Origin of the sequence: Kitasatospora sp. NPDC059803 (assembly GCF_042732255.1) — a bacterium.
Classification (GTDB): Bacteria; Actinomycetota; Actinomycetes; order Streptomycetales; family Streptomycetaceae; genus Kitasatospora.
Window position 1 is genome coordinate 1 of sequence record NZ_JBHWIJ010000579.1, and the last position, 1,447, is coordinate 1,447.

Here is a 1,447-nt window from a genome sequence, read left to right on the forward strand (position 1 = left end):
GGGTGGCCCCGGCCACCGTTCGGTTCACTCGCAGCAGCCTCCGGTGTACTGGGGCGGCGACGCGGAGGAGACTCAGGTCATGCCTCCCGTACCGGCGGGCCCCGGCCCGTTCCCCGGCGTGCCGGACCAGGGCCCGCCGGCGGGCTCCGGCCGGCCGGGTGACCCCGCCGCCGGTCAGTCCCGGGAGGCCGGTCGGTTGAGCGGCCCGCTGTTCCGGGACGACCGGTCCGAGGCGGCGGTGCCGGGTGTGACGGAGACGGTCGTGCTGCGCGCGATAACCGATGACGCCACCCCCGGCCGCGGCGCCCCGCCGCGCACCGGGGCCCCGGTGCCTCCCGCGCCGCCGTCGACCTACCCGGCGGCCGGGCAGCCCCACTTCGTGCCGTCGTCCCATCCAGGGCAGGAGACACCCGTGGCCGCCCAGTCCGCCCCGCAGCCGCAGCCGCGCAAGCAGCGCGGTGGCCGTAACCTCCAGGCCGCGATAGGCGTGGGGGTCGGTCTCGGTGTGGTGATCATCGCCTCGCTGTTCGTGGTGAAGGCGCTGTTCCTGTTCGTCGTGATGGCCGCGGTGTCGGTCGGTATCTGGGAGCTGACCAGCCGGCTCGCCGAGCGCAAGCAGATCAAGGCGCCGCTGGTGCCGCTGGTCGCAGGCGGCATCGCCATGATCGCCACCGGCTACTGGGCCGGGGTGCAGTGGGCCGCGGCCTCGCTCGCGCTGACCGGGCTGGCGGTGATGGTCTGGCGGATGGCCGAGCCGCCGGAGGACTACCTGCGGGACATAACGGCCGGGGTGTTCACCGCCTTCTACGTGCCGTTCCTGGCCACCTTCGTGGCGTTGATGCTGGCGGCCGACGACGGCCCCCAGCGGATCGTGCTGTTCCTGATCGTCACGATCTGCAGCGACACGGGCGCCTACGCCGTGGGCTACAAGTTCGGCAAGACCAAGCTCGCCCCGACGATCAGCCCCGGCAAGACCCGTGAGGGCCTGGCCGGCGGCATCGGCCTGTCGATGCTGGCGGGCGCCGTGCTGATGGAGCTGATCATCGACGGCGGCAGCTGGTGGCAGGGCCTGATCCTGGGCGGCTGCGCGGCGGTCACCGCGACCCTGGGCGACCTGGGCGAGTCGATGATCAAGCGAGACCTCGGCATCAAGGACATGGGCACGCTGCTGCCCGGCCACGGCGGCATCATGGACCGGCTGGACTCGCTCCTGCCGACCGCCCCGGTGGTCTGGCTGCTGCTGGCGGCCTTCGTCGGCAGCTAGGGCCTTGTCCGGCCGTAGGACGCCTCAGAACCTGTCCTCCGGCCGCGAGTGGTGGAAGGGCCCCCGGCGCCCCGGCGGGCGGGGGCCCCGCCCCGCCAGGGCCGCGGCCCGCCGGGGGGGCCCCGGGTTTAACCAAGCGAATCCCCGGGGACGGACCCATTTGGGGGCCCCCCCGCCCCCCCC

The 1,447-nt window shown here is 74.2% G+C and carries 1 protein-coding gene; it reads left to right on the forward strand.

Annotated features, from left to right (window positions below; all coding sequences use genetic code 11):
- Positions 1 to 79 precede the first annotated feature (79 nt).
- Complete coding sequence (locus ACFV6I_RS39630) at positions 80 to 1,264, forward strand: phosphatidate cytidylyltransferase (protein ID WP_380431158.1); 1,185 nt, start codon at positions 80 to 82, stop codon at positions 1,262 to 1,264.
- Positions 1,265 to 1,447: the final 183 nt, after the last annotated feature.

Excerpts from the sequence above, each read along its gene's own strand:
- ACFV6I_RS39630 (WP_380431158.1), top strand. The coding sequence starts at position 80 with ATGCCTCCCGTACCGGCGGGCCCCGGCCCGTTCCCCGGCGTGCCGGAC.